This is a genomic window from Lysobacter cavernae (genome assembly GCF_042648505.1).
GTDB lineage: Bacteria > Pseudomonadota > Gammaproteobacteria > Xanthomonadales > Xanthomonadaceae > Lysobacter_L > Lysobacter_L cavernae.
Window position 1 is genome coordinate 141,973 of sequence record NZ_JBHRXK010000007.1, and the last position, 14,684, is coordinate 156,656.

The 14,684-nt window shown below is 68.6% G+C and carries 10 protein-coding genes; 4 read left to right on the forward strand and 6 right to left on the reverse strand.

Annotation, left to right across the window (positions count from 1 at the left end):
- Positions 1-250: 250 nt before the first annotated feature.
- Together ACFOLC_RS14105 and ACFOLC_RS14110 are read right to left on the reverse strand one after the other, a co-directional pair.
- Positions 251-2,365 carry an oxidoreductase gene (locus ACFOLC_RS14105; RefSeq protein ID WP_386759892.1) on the reverse strand — a complete coding sequence of 705 codons (2,115 nt, stop codon included), beginning with the start codon at positions 2,363-2,365 and terminating at the stop codon, positions 251-253.
- Between the two features lie 294 nt (positions 2,366-2,659).
- Positions 2,660-3,031: a hypothetical protein gene (locus ACFOLC_RS14110; RefSeq protein ID WP_386759893.1), complete on the reverse strand. Its 372-nt coding sequence runs from the start codon at positions 3,029-3,031 to the stop codon at positions 2,660-2,662.
- Between the two features lie 183 nt (positions 3,032-3,214).
- Here ACFOLC_RS14110 and ACFOLC_RS14115 point away from each other — a divergent pair, with 183 nt between their 5' ends.
- From ACFOLC_RS14115 to ACFOLC_RS14125, 3 genes are read left to right on the forward strand one after another with little or no spacing between them, the layout of a single operon-like run.
- Positions 3,215-4,660 (forward strand): hypothetical protein, encoded by a 1,446-nt coding sequence (locus tag ACFOLC_RS14115; RefSeq protein WP_386759894.1) that lies wholly within the window; start codon positions 3,215-3,217, stop codon positions 4,658-4,660.
- The gene (locus ACFOLC_RS14120; RefSeq protein ID WP_386759895.1) at positions 4,657-5,400 is read left to right on the forward strand and encodes a hypothetical protein; all 744 of its coding nucleotides are present in this window, start codon (positions 4,657-4,659) and stop codon (positions 5,398-5,400) included. The genes ACFOLC_RS14115 and ACFOLC_RS14120 overlap by 4 nt, the downstream gene beginning before the upstream one ends.
- On the forward strand, positions 5,393-8,200 hold the full coding sequence (locus tag ACFOLC_RS14125) for an AAA family ATPase (RefSeq protein WP_386759896.1): 2,808 nt from the start codon (positions 5,393-5,395) through the stop codon (positions 8,198-8,200). The genes ACFOLC_RS14120 and ACFOLC_RS14125 overlap by 8 nt, the downstream gene beginning before the upstream one ends.
- Positions 8,201-8,254: 54 nt before the next feature.
- Here the strand turns inward: ACFOLC_RS14125 and ACFOLC_RS14130 are convergent, their stop codons facing one another.
- The 4 genes from ACFOLC_RS14130 to ACFOLC_RS14145 all read right to left on the reverse strand — a co-directional run bounded on the left by ACFOLC_RS14130 (position 8,255) and on the right by ACFOLC_RS14145 (position 13,080).
- Entirely contained in the window at positions 8,255-9,277 is a 1,023-nt protein-coding gene (locus ACFOLC_RS14130) for a zinc-binding alcohol dehydrogenase family protein (RefSeq protein ID WP_386759897.1), read from the reverse strand.
- Between the two features lie 165 nt (positions 9,278-9,442).
- The gene (locus ACFOLC_RS14135; RefSeq protein ID WP_386759898.1) at positions 9,443-10,474 is read right to left on the reverse strand and encodes an aldo/keto reductase; all 1,032 of its coding nucleotides are present in this window, start codon (positions 10,472-10,474) and stop codon (positions 9,443-9,445) included.
- Positions 10,475-10,518: 44 nt separating this feature from the next.
- Entirely contained in the window at positions 10,519-11,781 is a 1,263-nt protein-coding gene (locus tag ACFOLC_RS14140) for an SGNH/GDSL hydrolase family protein (RefSeq protein ID WP_386759899.1), read from the reverse strand.
- 66 nt (positions 11,782-11,847) lie between these two features.
- Positions 11,848-13,080 (reverse strand): MFS transporter, encoded by a 1,233-nt coding sequence (locus ACFOLC_RS14145; RefSeq protein ID WP_386759900.1) that lies wholly within the window; start codon positions 13,078-13,080, stop codon positions 11,848-11,850.
- A gap of 97 nt (positions 13,081-13,177) precedes the next feature.
- Between ACFOLC_RS14145 and ACFOLC_RS14150 the strand changes: the two genes are divergently transcribed.
- Positions 13,178-14,098, forward strand: a complete 921-nt coding sequence (locus ACFOLC_RS14150; RefSeq protein WP_386759901.1) for a LysR family transcriptional regulator — start codon at positions 13,178-13,180, stop codon at positions 14,096-14,098.
- Positions 14,099-14,684 lie beyond the last annotated feature (586 nt).

Consider the following 14,684-nt stretch of genomic DNA (forward strand, 5'->3'; position numbering starts at 1 on the left):
GGTGTGGGTCGCCACCAAGGGGGTGGCTGGAAGTTGGCGCACGGTACCGGCGTCAAGATAAACGCCGCGTGAATATCCGGGGCTTGACGCCGCCGTCTGGATCGGGCTGGATTTCTGGTTTGTTTACTCTAAGTTATTAAATATAAATGATTTTTTTGTAAGGTCGCGTGCTGGGCCCGACCTGCTGTCAGCTGTACGTCGACACCTTCGCTGCCTCCCGGAAGGGGGGCGACGGGCCCGCAGTCGCGGTTCACAGGCTCGCCGCCAGACGGCTGCCTTGGGCGATGGCGCGCTTGGCGTCCAGTTCGGCAGCGACATCGGCGCCGCCGATGACGTGAACCGGGGTGGCGGCGGTCCCCAGTTCGGCGGCCAGCGGCTTGAACGGCTCCTGGCCGGCGCAGATCACCACCTGGTCGACCGGCAGGGTCTGCGCGCTGCCGTCGACGCGGATGTGCAGGCCCGCGTCGTCGACACCCAGATATTCGACGCCGCCGAGCATCCGCACGCCCTTGGCTTTCAACGTGGCGCGATGGATCCAGCCGGTGGTCTTGCCCAGCCGCGCACCGGGCTTGCCGGGGCTGCGCTGCAGCAGCCAGACCTTGCGCTGCGGCGGTTCCGGCTGGGCCGGTGCCAGGCCGCCGCGGTTGCCGTTGTAGGCCAGGTCGACGCCCCACTGCGCGCGCCAGCGGGCGGCGTCGAGGCTGGGGCTGTGGTCGCCTTCGACCAGGCCACGCTCGACTAAATACGCCGCAACATCGAAACCAATCCCGCCGGCGCCGATGATCGCGACCTTGCGGCCGGGTTGGATGCGACCGGACAGCACGTCGAGGTAGCTGACCACCTTGGGATGATCGATGCCGGGGATGTCGACCTCGCGCGGGCGGATGCCGGTGGCCAGCACGACCGCGTCGAAGCCGGCCAGTGTGTCGGCCTGCGCCAGCGTGCCCAGGCGCAGCTCGACGCCGGTCTGCTGCAGCCGCCGGCCGAAGTAGCGCAACGTCTCGTGGAACTCCTCCTTGCCGGGGATGCGCTTGGCCAGGTTGAACTGGCCGCCGATCTCGCCACTGGCCTCGAACAGGGTGACCCGATGGCCGCGCTCGGCGGCGACCGTGGCGCAGGCCAGGCCGGCCGGGCCGGCGCCGACCACGGCGATGCGCTTCGGGCTTGCGGTCGGCGTGTAGTTCAGCTCGGTCTCGGCGCAGGCGCGCGGGTTGACCAGGCAGCTGGCGGTCTTGTTCGCGAAAATGTGGTCCAGGCAGGCCTGGTTGCAGGCGATGCAGGTGTTGATGTCGGCCGCGCGTTGCGACCGCGCCTTGTTCACCCACTGCGGGTCGGCCAGCAGTGGCCGCGCCATCGACACCATGTCGGCCTCGCCGTTCGCGAGGATGCGCTCGGCGACGTCGGGCATGTTGATGCGGTTGGTGGTCACCAGCGGCAGCGAAACGTATGGCTTCAGGCGTGCGGTGATGCCGGTGAAGGCGGCGCGCGGCACCGACGTGGCGACGGTCGGGATGCGCGCCTCGTGCCAGCCGATGCCGGTGTTGATGATCGTGGCGCCGGCGGCCTCGACCGCGCGGGCCTGCTGCACCACCTCGTCCCAGGCCAGGCCGTCGTCGACCAGGTCGAGCATCGACAAGCGGTAGATGAGGATGAAGTCCGGCCCGCAGGCCTCGCGGATGCGGCGCACGATCTCCACGGCGAAACGCATGCGCTTGCCGGCGTCACCGCCCCAGGCATCGCTTCTTTTATTGGTACGCGGCGCGGTGAACTGGTTGAGCAGGTAGCCCTCCGAGCCCATCACCTCGACGCCGTCGTAGCCGGCCTCGCGAGCCAGTTGCGCGGTGCGGACGAACGCGCGGATCTGCCGCTCGACGCCGGCGGCCGACAGCGCACGTGGGGTGAACGGGTTGATCGGCGCCTTCAACCGGCTTGGCGCGACCTGCAGCGGGCTGTAACCGTAGCGGCCGGCGTGCAGGATCTGCAGGCAGATGCGGCCGTCGTGGGCGTGCACCGCACCCGTGACCTGGCGGTGGCGGCGCACCTCCCATGGCCAGCGCAGCGTGCCGCCGAACGGCTTGAGCCAGCCGGCCAGGTTGGGCGAGAAGCCGCCGGTGACGATCAGGCCGACGCCGCCGGCCGCGCGCTCGGCGAAATACGCCGCCAGCTTCGGGAAGTCGGCGGCCCTGTCCTCCAGCCCGGTGTGCATCGAGCCCATCAGCACGCGGTTGCGCAGGGTCACGAAGCCCAGATCGAGCGGCGTGAACAGGTGCGGGTAGAGCGGGTGCGGGGTGGGGGGCGACGAGGCCGGCGTGAGCGGGGTCGAAGCGGCGGCGGGATCGAAGCTCAGGGGGCTGGCGGCCGTCATCGGGTGCTGTCGTCCGGATAGGTACGCTGGCGTACGGAAGCGGCACGATGCCGGGAAACGCGGCTGGCATCAAGCGGCCGTCATCAAGCGGCTCTTGCCCGTCATCTCCGCGAAGGGGGGCGATCCAGTCGAGCAGAAGCGACTCGATCAGCATGGCCTTTGACGGTGTTGCCTTGAAGCCGCGCGGCACGGCCGCAAGCCAGGCACTTTTTTGCGCCGGCCTGCGGCGCAGCCCACCACGGCAGCACCGGGCGACGGTCCCGCGCCTGCCGTGATGCCTGCGTTCGCCCGGCCTCAGGTCGTCACCGGCGACCGTTCCGGCAGCGGCAGGCATTCCATGATCTCGATGGAATCGCCGGGGAAGAGGGTGAAATGCGGGTGGTCGGCGAACAGCCGCGCCGCGTCCTCGTGCGACTGCGCCCGCACCAGCGTGTAACCGCACAGCGCGTTGCGGGTGTCGTCGATGCCAGCCGCCGACGCGCGCTTGGTGCGCCCGACCGGGCTGCCGGCGTCGACGATCACCGCCTTGTGGTCGTCGACCCACTGCCACCAGGCGTCGATGCCGGCGCGCTCGCGTTCGCGCTGCTGGGCTTCGTCGAGCTTGGCCCAGTCCGACTTCGCCATCGCTTCTTCGCTGCCGATGTAGACCGCCAGGAACTGTTTCATGTCGTGCCTCCGGAAAGTGACGCCCGGGCTGGGCGTCATGTGGAAGCGACGAACCGGTCGGGCCCAAATCGACATCGGTCGACACGGGCCGGCACCGGCAAGGGGCAAGTCGGCGTCGGGATCAAGAGTTGTCACCCGCCACCGCCTGCCCGAACATGTCCGGCCACTGGTTCCCGGTCCGCCATGGACGACGCCTCCCTTTCCCTGCAGGACTACCTGCGCGACGGCATCGTCGCCGCCGACCTGCCCGACCTGCACCCACTGCTGAGCGCACGCGAACTGCTGCGCGCGTTCTCGACGCTGTTCCACGGCGGCGAGGAGAGCGTGATGGTGCGGCTGCTGGTGCTGCGCGCGATCGGTGAGCGCGGCGCGGCGCCGGACTGGAGCCCGCAGGAGCTGCGCGAGCACTTCGCCTACCTCGACGCGGTCAAGTTCGACACGGTGCTCGGCCGCCTGCGTGACAACGACCTGCTGCTGTGGGACGGCGCCAGCCAGCGCTACCGGATCAGCCCGGCAGGGCGCCAGGCGCTGTCGGCGATCGGCCTGTTGCTGCGGTTCAACCACGAGGGCGACGAGCTGGCCTACGTCACCGCCCAGCTCGCGGCCGGGCAGGCTGCCGGCCGGGTCGGTTCGGCCGATCTGCAACACCTGCTGTCGCGCCTGAACGAGCTGCGCGAGGACTTCGACCAGGCCGTGCTGAGCGGCTCCGAGCACCGCATCCAGCGCGCGGCGTCGACGCTGCAGTCGGTCTGGCGCTGGGTCGAGAAGGGCACGGCCATCGTGCAGGCCATTGCCGGTGACGCCGACCTCGACGCCGCCACGCACCGTGTCGCCCAGCAGATCGGCCGCGCGCAGAGCGCTCTGCTGCGCCAGGCATCGGTGTTCCAGCGCGCGCTGAACCAGCTCGACCGCCACCGCGTGCACCTGGGCGCGAGCGGTTTGTCGTCGTCCGACGTCAACCGCTACCTGCGCGACTGCGACGCCGAAGCGTTGACGGTGCTGGCCGACGATGTGTTGGCGCGCTGCATCGCACCGGCGTTCGCGCTGGCGCCGATCGCGCTGGACATCGCCGAGTACGAACTAGTCGAGCGCGAACGCGAGGCGCAGCAGGACCAGTCGCTGCCGCCGCTGCAGGACGCACCGCAGGACACGCAGGCGCCGGTCGCCGAGAACGACTATCGCCACGCCGAGCAATGGCTGGCGCAATTGGCCGCGCTGGACGCCGCCGCGCCGCTGGCCGACTGGGTGCCGCAGGACGGTTTCGCGGTCAGTGCGTACCGGCTGTCGCTGCTGGGCCTGATCGGTGACCCCGGCGCGGAGAACCGCAGCGGTGTCAGCGCCTCGATCGCGCAGCTGCCGCTGCAATGGCGGGTGACGCCGCAATTCGAGCCGGTCGAGCGCTGCGGCGTGGCGTACATGAGTCGCGGGCGGTTGGAGCCGAAGGGCGGCGTGGGCGACGGCGAGGAAGATGCGATTGTCGATGCCGACATCGCGGCTGCTGTCGAGCCCCCAACGCCGTCATTCCCCCGTCTTCGCGGGGATGACGAACAACAACAGCCGAAACAGAAGCAACGGCGCAAGGCGAACACGCGCGCCGAGCAGTCCGACGAATCAGTGGAAACCCCATGACCGACCCCATCGCCACCCTGATCGCCCGCCTGCTTGCCGAGCGCTGGCTGCCGCGCGACGACATCGCGATGCGCCAGGTGCTGGTCGACGCCGAACTGCGCGACGATCTCGACCGCCGCCTCGCCGCCGCCGGCCTGCGCCTGCTCGAACATCCTTACGCCGCGCACGTCGCCGTCGGTATCGCCAAGTCGCAGGAGAACGACGTGTTCGGCAGTGCCCGCGCCTGGGCGGCGAGCAACCTGCAGCTCGACCGCGACACGCTGGCGTTGCTGGTGGTGCTGTGGGCGCTGCTGGTGCTGCCCAAGCGCCAGCGCCAGATCGCCCGCCAGGAGAGCGAGCGCCAGCAGGACCAGGAGCAGATGTTCGCCGAGCTCAAGCCGGTTCCGGTCGGCAGCGAGATGGTCGAGCCGGTCAACGAACGCACGCTGTTGGCCGACTACGGCGACAAGCTCGGCGGCAAGTTCCGCATCAATCTCAGCCTCGGTGCGCTGCAGCGGCACGGCTTCATCGTCCGCCGCAAGGAGCGTGTCCACGAGGGGCCGTTGCTCGACCTCGCCTTCGATTACGAGCGCATCGCCAGCCGGGTGATGGACGGCGCGCTGTCGTTCGTCGTCGCGCAGGCGCGCGCGGCGAAGGAGGCGAACGAGGACGATGGCGAGGGCATCGCCCTCGACGACGATACCGTCGGCAACGAAGGTATCGACAATGAAATCAGCGAGGAGGCGCAAGCCGATGTTTGAGTTCCGCAGCCTCGAAGTCGTGCACTGGGATTACTGGCAGCGTTACCAGTTGCCGCTGGACGCGTCCGTCATCACCGTGGTCGGCCCCAACGGTTCCGGCAAGACCACGCTACTCGACGCGCTGCGCACGCTGCTGGCGATCGACGAGCACGACACCGCGCGCGACTACAAGACCTACCTGCGCCATAACGGCAAGGGTTACGCCTGGCTGCGTGCGATCGTCAGCAACCGCCCCGACCGTCGCGGCGGCCGGCCGTTCTTCCCGATCAAGGACGAGGCCGTCACGCTGGCCTGCCGCATCCGCAAGCGCGGCGGCGACTGGTCGCGCGACTACCAGATCGTCGCCGGCGATGTGCCGGTGGAAGTGCTGGAACAAGGCGGTGAATGGCTGGGCGTGCGCGACTACCGCGTGCGCCTGGCCGGTGCCGGCCTCACGCGCGCCATCTGCCGCGTGCTGACGCTGGAGCAGGGCGCCACCGACAAGCTGTGCCAGCTGTCGCCGCGCGAGCTGCTGCAGCTGGTGTTCGACGTGTTCGAAGATAAAGCGGTGCTGGACGATTACCAGCGCGCGCGCGCCGAACAGTTCGACGTCGACAAGGAGATCCAGCAGCTCGGCCAGGATTTGGCCGGCCTGCACCTGCGGCTGGAATCGGCCAGGGCCGACGTGCGCTCGTTCGAGGAAGGCATGACGCTGCGCAACCAGCGCCAGCGCCTGCAGGCCGAGGTGATGCCCAAGGTCGAACTGGCCGAACAGCGCGCTGCGATCGACGGCGCGCGTCCGCGCCTGACCGGCCTGCGCCGCGCCCAGCGCGAACGCACGCGCACGCAGGCGGGGTTGCAACTGCGCGATGCCGAGGCGGTGACGCTGCGCGAGGCGCTGCAACACGAACTTGCCGCCGTCCGCGTGCGTGGCCGCGAATGCGAGGACGGCTTCACCCAGGCGCGTGACGTGGCCCGTGATGCCGAGCAACTGGTCAAGCGCCACGACAAGTTGCTGGAACTGCACGCACAGTCCGGCGCGGTCGACGTCGAGGCATTGAGCCGCGCGGTCGAGGACGGGCGTCGTCGCCAGGCCGAACTGAAACTGGAGGCCGAACACGACCGCCGCCGCAGCGATGAGATCGCCACGCAACTGGCTGCGCTGAGCAGCGGCGGCCGCATCGTCGAGCCGTTCGAGCGCGACTTCCGTGCCGCACTCGAACGCGACGGCATCGAACACCGCGTGCTGACCGAACTGGTCGAGATCGCCGACCCGCAGTGGGCGGTCGCGGTCGAAGCGGTGCTGGCGCCGTACCGCCACCTGATCGTGCTGGAACATCCGAAGCACGCGCGCACCGCGTGGCAGCTGGGCGAATCGATGCGCTACCGCCACTTCGTCGTCGCCGATCGCGCGCCGGTGGAAAAAGCGAGCAAGGGTTCGCTGCTGGAAGTGGTGCGGTTCTCGGCCGATCCGCCGGCGTGGCTGCCGCGCCAGCTCGACCGCATCGCGCGCGTCGCCGATATCGACGCCGGCAGCCTTCTGCCCAAGGGTCAGGACTGGATCACGGCGAAAGGTTATCTGCGCGAACATCGCGGCGGCCGCCACATCGGCGGCGCGCAGCAGCACTTCGGCACCGGTGCGCGTCAGTCACGCCTGACCGACCTGCGCGTCGAACAGGCGACGATCAGCGAACGCAGCCGCGCCCGCGAGGCCGAACTGCAGCAGCTGCGTCAGCGCGTCGATGCCGACCAGTCGCGCCTGCTCGGCCTGGACGCTGCGCAGGAACTGGTCACGCGCGCGGGCGAATTCGCCGACGCGCGCACGCGCCTGCCGGAACTGGCCGAATCCGCCGCACAAGCCGCCGCGGCACTGACGCAGGCACGCGACGAGGTCGAGCAGATCGGCGAGCGCGACAAGCTCGAAGGCATCGAGGCGGCGCGCCGGCAGGGCCAGATCGAGGCGCTGGCGCGCGAACTGCGCGAGCACGGCCAGCAGATCAATGGCGAACGTGCCGCGCTGGCGCAGCGCGTGCTCGACTACCGAAAGAAGCGCGCGCTGATGCCGCCGGCCTGGCGCAGCAGCGACGTGCTGCAGGCGGCGCGCCGCGATTACCCCAGCGTCGTCGTCGTCCGTCACGAGCTGCAGGGCATCGACGAGCGTGTTGCCCGCGGCGGTTTCGTCGAGAACGAGGCCTGCGTGCCGCTGCGCGACAAGATCGCTGCCGACCACGGCGAACTGGAGTCCACCATCGGCAAGCGCCAGGCCCATCTCGAACGCGCCAGGCGCATCACCGAGGAAGCGCGCGGCGCCTACATCAACGTGTTGCGCGCGACGGTGCGTCGCTACAGGAAAAACCTGGTCGCGCTCGGCGAGCTGGCCGGCATAGGCGTGGACGCCGAGATGCCGGAACTGGCCAACGACGATATCGCGTTGGCGCAGGCCGGGCTGACCGTGCGATTCGACTTCGACCGCAAGGGCTGGATCGGCCTCGACGACGGCGAGGCTTCCGGCGGCCAGCAGGTGATGAAGTCGCTGCTGTTGTTGGTCGCGCTGCTGCGCGACGAGGACCAGCCGGGCGGCTTCGTCTTCATCGACGAGCCTTTTGCGCACCTGGACGTGTTCAACATCGAGAAGGTCGGCCGCTTCCTGCGCTCGACCGACGCGCAGTACATCCTGACCACGCCGATCACCCACAACCTCAACGTGTTCGAGCCGTCCGACCTGGTGCTGGCGACCAGCAAGCGCCGCGCCGACAACACCTGGGCGGAGCCGGTGGCGGTGCTCAAGCGCGATCGCAGCGTGGACGTGCAGGCAGCGTAGTTAGCGTCGCTGGGAAATGCGTGCGCCCCCTCTCCCTTGCGGGGGGGCACGTCGTCACTCCCAGCCACTGACCACCAGCTTGCCGATCGTCGTGCCCGATTCAAGACGACGATGCGCCTCGCGCAGGTTGGCGGCGTTGATCGGACTCAATGTGTCGTGCTGCGTGCCGCGCAGTTCGCCGGCATCGATCAATTGCGCGATGCGGTCGAGAATGCGGCCCTGTTCGCCCATGTCGTCGGTTTTGAAACGCGCGCGGGCGAACATCATTTCCCAGTGGATGCCGATGCACTTGGCCTTGTATGGGTCGCCGATCTTCAGCGCGCCGGCCGGTTCGACGATCAGGCCGACGTGGCCTTGCGGTGCGATCAGCTCGCCCAGCGCGTCCCAGTAACGGTCGGTGTCGAACAGGTTGAGTGCGGCATCGATGCTTTCAAACCCGAGCTGCGCCAGCTGCGGCTTCAAGGCCTGGCGGTGATCGATGACATGGTGTGCGCCCATCGCCTTGCACCACTGGACGCTCTCGTCGCGCGAAGCCGTGGCGATGACGGTGAAGCCGGCGCGCCGTGCGAGCTGGATCGCGATCGATCCGACGCCACCGGCACCGGCAATGACCAGCAATGATTTTCCGGCGCCGCCGTATTCGCTGTCGCAGGGCATGCGCTGGAACAGCAGCTCCCACGCGGTCAGCGCCGTCAGTGGCAACGCCGCGGCCTGCGTCGCATCAAGCGACTTCGGCGCATGGCCGACGACACGCCCGTCGACCAGTTGCAGTTGCGCGTTGCTGCCGGGGCGGGTGATGTCGCCGGCGTAGTAGACGCGGTCGCCGGGTTTGAAACGCGTGACTGCATCGCCAATGGCCTCGACGACACCGGAGGCATCGAAGCCGAGCACCTTCGGCTGCGCTTCGACCTGCGGCTTGGGCGAGCGCACCTTGGTGTCGACCGGATTGACCGACACGGCCTCCACGCGCACGAGCAGGTCGTGGCCTTGCGGCGTGGCGGGGTCGGGCAGTTCTACATCGACCAGCGATTGCGGGTCGTCGATGGGGAGGTAGCGGGTGAGGGCGACGGCTTTCATGTGAACTCCAAAGGTGAATGGACCCTTTTTTCCTTCTCCCTCCGGGAGAAGGGGCCCGAAGGGCGGATGAGGGTTCGGCGAAGCGGTAACGTTTGAACGAGCGCCGCTCGACGAGCCCTCAACCCAACCTCTCTCCCGCAAGCGGGAGAGAGGCTTGCAACGGCATCACACCGGCGCCGGATTACGCTCCGTGAACCCGCGCTGGTGCCAGTACGGATACACCGGCGTCACCGCGCTGGCCTCGTCGAGCACCGCAACCTGCGCCGGCGTCAGGTTCCAGCCGACCGCGCCGAGGTTCTGCCTCAGCTGCTCCTCGTTGCGCGCGCCGATCACCACCGTCGATACGGTCGGCCGTTGCAGCAGCCAGTTCAACGCCACCTGCGGCACGGTCTTGCCGGTTTCCTCGGCAATCCGGTCGAGCGCATCGACGACGCGGTACAGGTACTCGTCGTCGACTGGTGGGCCGCTCTGCGTCGTGGTGGCGCTGTGCAGACGGCTCAGCTCCGGTCGCGGTTGGCCGCGACGGATCTTGCCGGTCAATCGGCCCCAGCCGAGCGGGCTCCACACAACCGCGCCGACGCCCTGGTCGAGGCCGAGCGGCATCAGCTCCCATTCGTAGTCGCGGCCGATCAGCGAGTAATAGGCCTGGTGGGCGACGTAGCGTGACCAGCCGTAGCGGTGGGCCACCGCCAGCGACTTCATCAGGTGCCAGCCGGAGAAGTTGGACACGCCGAGGTAGCGGATCTTGCCGGCGCGGACGAGGTCGTCGAGCGTCGACAGCGTTTCCTCGACCGGTGTCTTCGCGTCGAAGCCATGCAATTGGAACAGGTCGATGTAGTCGGTGCCCAGGCGCTTGAGTTGCGCGTCGACGGTGCGCAGCAGGTGGAAGCGCGAGGAGCCGACGTGGTTGGGGCCGTCGTCGAAGCGGAAGGTGGCCTTGGTCGAGATCAGCACCCGGTCGCGGCGGCCCTTGATCGCGGCACCGAGAATGCTTTCGGCCATGCCGCCGGAGTAGACATCGGCGCTGTCGAACAGGTTGAGTCCGGCGTCGAGGCAGATGTCGATCAGGCGTCGCGCCTCATCGACATCGGTACTGCCCCAGGCGCCGAACAGCTCACCCTTGCCGCCGAAGGTGCCGGTGCCGAAGCTCAAGGCCGGTACGCGCAAGCCGGAATGGCCGAGAAAGCGGTAGTCCATTGATGCGATTCCTGGTGTGGGGAAGGAAGGTGGAAGCGTGTTGCTCAAGGCGTGCCCAGCAGTGCGCGCAGATCGATCGACTCGGCCATCGCGCGATAACCGGCGTCGCCCGGATGCAGGTGGTCGCCGGAGTCGTAGGCCGGCAGCAAACGCGTCAACCGTGAAGGGTCGCGGGTGGCCGCGTCGAAGTCGATCACCGCGTCAAATTCGCCGCTGTTTCGGATCCATGCATTGACCGCCTGGCGCACGCGTTCCTTGTCGGCCGTGAAGTAACCGCGCATCGGCGTGTCCTGCAGTGCACCCTCGAAAGGCGTCAGCGTCGCACCGACGATGCGCACGCTGCGTGTATGCGCGCGGGCGATCAGCTGCCGGTAACCGACGATGAGGTCTTCAGCCTGCGTGGCGTCGCCATCGGGTGCGAGCGGCGTGCCGTGCCAGCTGATGTCGTTGATGCCCATCAGCACGATCACGGCGGTGATGCCGGGCTGCGCCAGCACGTCGCGGTCGAAGCGCGCCAGCGCGTTGACGCCCATCTTGTCGCTCAACACGCGTGCACCGGAAATGCCGGCGTTGAGCACGGCGATGTCGCGGCCGACCAGGCGTTGGTTCAGGACGTCCGGCCAGCGGGTGTTCGCGTCCATCGTCGCCATGTTGCCGTCGGTGATCGAATCGCCGATCGCGACGACGGTGCGTGTGGCAGGTGCAGCCTCGACTTCGATCGCGCTGAGGAACACGCGCGTGGTCAGCGTGGCATCGGCCTTCAGTGTCGCCGCGCCAGTCTGGTTGCCGGCGCCGATGTAGGCGGTCTGGCGTGCATCCCAGTGGAATGTCGCCGGCGGTGTCGGCGATGGCAGATACAGGCTCACCGAAACCTCGCCGAGTGCGGCCACGGCGAGTTCCACCGGATCGCTGAGCACCGGCGCACCCGGCGGGATCGTCACCGACGGTTGGCCGCCGAAAGTGAGCGTGCGATCCGACGCGGTGACGATGCCCGCGCCCTTGCCGGCCAGCGCGACGTGCGCGGCGCCGATCGTCAGCGGCGTGTCGCCGTATTCGTTGGACAACCGCACCCGCACACGCGCGCCGCCGAGGCTGACCCGCGCGGTCTGGCGCACGGTCTGGTTCCACAGGTGGTAGGGCACGTTGGTCGGCAGGGCGAAGTCGCCGTTCCACAACGGTTGCGGGGCGGCGGTCCAGGTGGTGATCCAGGTGCGGCGTTCGGGTGTGGCGGCGTGGGAGGGTGCGGCAGCGCCGGCGAGGATCACCAGCAAGGCGAGCAGGGCGAATGCCCGATTGGTCACGTTCACGTGTATCTCCAGTGGGTTGGAACGTCACCCCCGCGCGCGGGGATGACATGGTGTTGTCGGGTGGGGTCAGGCTTGGTCCGGTACGCAGTGGGCAGGCAGCGCCGCGTTGCGCTTGGCGCCGCTCTCCAGCCGCACGCTCCACAGCGCGACGGCGAGGCCGGACACCGTCACCAGCGCCGCCACCCAGGTCAGCGCCGGCAGGCCCGGACCACGGTCGATCACGACGCCGCCCAGCCAGGCACCGATCGCATTGCCGAGGTTGAAGGCGGCGATGTTGAAGCTCGACGCAAGGTTCTCGCCCGGCCCTTGCGCGAAGCGCAGCACACGCAGTTGCAGCGGCGAGACGGTGGCGAAGGCGGCGACGCCGAGCACGCCGAGGAAGGCGACGATGGCGACCGGGTGGCGCAGCACGAAGGTCATCACGCCGAGCACCAACGCCAGTGCGGCGAGCGTGGCGAGCAGGGCCGGTGTCGCGCGCGAATCGGCGAGACGCCCGCCGAGCAGGTTGCCGACCACCATGCCGCCGCCGAACACCAGCAGGATCGGTGAGACCGCGCTGTCGGCGAAGCCGGCGACCTGGGTCAGCAGCGGCTGGATGAAGGTGATGACGACGAACACGCCAGCGAAGCCGAGCATCGTCATCAGAAGCCCCAGCAGCACCTGCGGGCGCGCGATGGTCGCCAGTTCGGCGCGCAGCGGCACCGGCGCGCTGTCGTCGCGGCTGCTCGGCACCAGCGCGGCGATGATCGCCAATGCCACCACGCCGACCACGCTCATCGCCCAGAAGGTCGAACGCCAGCCCAGGTGCAGGCCGAGCCAGGCGCCGGCCGGCATGCCCAGCAGCGTCGCCAGGGTCAGGCCGGCGAACATGATCGAGATCGCCGAGGCCTTGCGGTCTTCCGCCACCAGGCCGGTGGCGACCACGGCGCCGACGCCGAAGAACGTGCCGTGGGTCAGCGAGGTCAGTACGCGCGCGATCATCAGCGTCGTGTAGTCCGGCGCCAGCGCACAGGCGGCGTTGCCGACGGTGTAGATCGCCATCAGCGCCAGCAGCACGGCCTTGCGCGGCATGTGCCGGGTGAGCAGGGTCAGCACCGGTGCGCCGGCGAACACCCCCAGCGCGTAGCCGGAGACCAGCATGCCGGCGGCGGCGATCGACACCTGCAGGTCGGCGGCGACCTGCAGCAGCAGGCCCATGATCACGAACTCGGCGCAGCCGATGCCGAAGGAGCCGGCCGTCAGCGCGTACAGCGCGACGGGCATCCGGGAGGGCGTTACGGAAAGGGTGGGGGCGGCCATGAACGCTTCCGTGAGGGGAAGGGCGCAGCCTAGGTCGTTGCATATTCTTCAAAAACCGGCAGGATGACTAATAAGTTTCAATGATGTGTTGATAATCGTGGACCACATCGGTGACCTCACCCTGTTCCTGCGCGTGCTCGACCTGGGCTCGATCAGCGCCGCCGCGCGCAGCCTCGACCTGTCCGTCGCCGTCGCCAGCCAGCGCCTGAAGCGGTTGGAGCGCGACCTCGGCGTGCGTTTGTTGCACCGGACCACGCGCCGCCTGCACGCCACGCCGGAGGGCGCCGCGCTGGCCGAGCAGGGGCGCGTGCTGATCGAGGACCTGGAGGCGCTGACCGGCGGCCTGCGCCAGGCCGGCGCCGACCCCGCCGGCACGCTGCGGGTGACCGCCTCGGCCTCGTTCGGCCGGCAATACCTGTCGCCGCTGCTGCCGGAGTTCCTCGCCCTGCATCCGCGCATCAAGCTCAGCATCAACCTGACTGACCAGATGCTGGACCTGGTCAGCTCCGGCTTCGACCTGGCGATCCGCATCGGCGCGCTCGACGACTCGTCGCTGGTCGCGCGCAAGCTGACCACCAATCGCCGCGTGCTGTGCGCCTCGCCCGACTACCTGCGTCGCCACGGCATGCCGCGCACGCCGCAGGAGCTGGCCGATCACGAATGCGTGCTGCTGGTCGGCAGCCAGGGGCGGCAGGACGTGTGGCGTTTCGGCGACGGCCATGGTGGCGAGATCGCGGTGCGCGTGCGTGGGCGCGTGGAAACCAACTACGGCGAGCTGGTGCGCGACAGTGCCGTCGGCGGGCTCGGCATCGCCATGCATTCGACCTGGCATGTCTGCGACGACCTGCGCGAGGGGCGCCTGCAGCAGGTGCTGACGGACTATCCGATCGCCGACAGCGGCATCTACGCGGTGATGCCGCAGCGCCGGCTGGTGCCGCCGCGGGTGCGAGCCTTCAGCGACTTTCTCGCCGAACGGTTTGCCGATCCGCCGTGGGAGCGGTGTTTGCGCGGCGGGTGATTGCTTGGTCGTGTCGAAGATCCAGGGACGTTGCGGTTGCCTTTGATCGTCATCCCCGCGCAGGCGGGGATCCAGGGACGTTGCGGTTGCTGCTGTTCGGGAGCAAGCAAAAGCCCGTAGCCCGAGTAAGCGCAGCACCCGGGGCTCTGCGGCTATTGGAGCAACCACCAATGCTTCCGTCCGCTGTCGCGGTAGGGTCACTTTTTGTTTGCTGGCCCAAAGATCCGAAGAGGACTCCCTTCGGTCGAAAGTAACCAAAAGAAACGGCCGTCCTCGACAAGGCAAGCCTAAGGTTTCACTGCTACGGGGATTTTCCGACTCGCCATCCATGGCTCGGTCGGAAAGCGACCGAAGGAAGTCCCCTTTTGCGGGACGGCGCACTTTGGCTGTTTACGCAGCCAAAGACCGGCCCACGCTAGACGCGTGGGCGTTCAGACGCGCGCGAGCCAGTGGCTCGCAAGCACGCGTCTTCACCCATGTGCGCCGTCCTTAGCAGGCTGCTGAAATACCTCCCACCCGCATAGACTTGTCCCATTACCGTTCTGCTTGCCCCGAGACCTTCGATGCGTGGTGCCGACGTACTGCA